The sequence below is a fragment of the Myxococcus llanfairpwllgwyngyllgogerychwyrndrobwllllantysiliogogogochensis genome (genome assembly GCF_006636215.1).
Classification (GTDB): Bacteria; Myxococcota; Myxococcia; order Myxococcales; family Myxococcaceae; genus Myxococcus; species Myxococcus llanfairpwllgwyngyllgogerychwyrndrobwllllantysiliogogogochensis.
In genome coordinates this window covers 1-455 of sequence record NZ_VIFM01000750.1, presented here as the reverse complement: position 1 = coordinate 455, position 455 = coordinate 1, and the positions used below count along the sequence as shown (strand labels likewise).

1 protein-coding gene is annotated in these 455 nt (G+C 61.3%); it reads left to right on the top strand.

The features are described from left to right. Positions 1–399, top strand: a 399-nt coding sequence (locus FJV41_RS55730; protein ID WP_181791578.1) for a PilZ domain-containing protein, incomplete at its 5' end; no start/stop codon positions are given. Between the last annotated feature and the right edge of the window lie 56 nt (positions 400–455).

Genomic DNA, 455 nt, shown 5'->3' with positions numbered 1-455 from the left:
GTCTCGCGCAGCCATACCGCGGACCTGTCGATGGGCGGCTGCCGCGTGGTCGCGCCTGATAATCGCCATCTGGAGGATGACATCGAAGAGATTGAGCTGATCCTGCAGTCCGGGGCTATCTCGATTCCGGCCCAGCTGGTCACCTCTGACGAGCGCTTCCTGCGCCTCAAGTTTGATGAAGATATTCCGCTTTCGCGCCGCCGTGAACTGGTGCGCGTGGTGCTGGCCCGCGCGGATGCGTGGATTAATCCGCCGCGCCCGCAGGATAACCCGTTCCGCTCCTTCTTCACCATTTTACGCTGCGTGTTCGAACTGTTCTGGCTGACGTGGAAAACCCGTCGTAGCCAGCGCAATCGGGCAACAGTGGCGAAAACGGCGCAGGAGGATGGGACGTTATGAAGCGATTAACCACGCTGGCGCTGCTGGCAGGGATGCTCTCTGCGCCTGCGCTACAC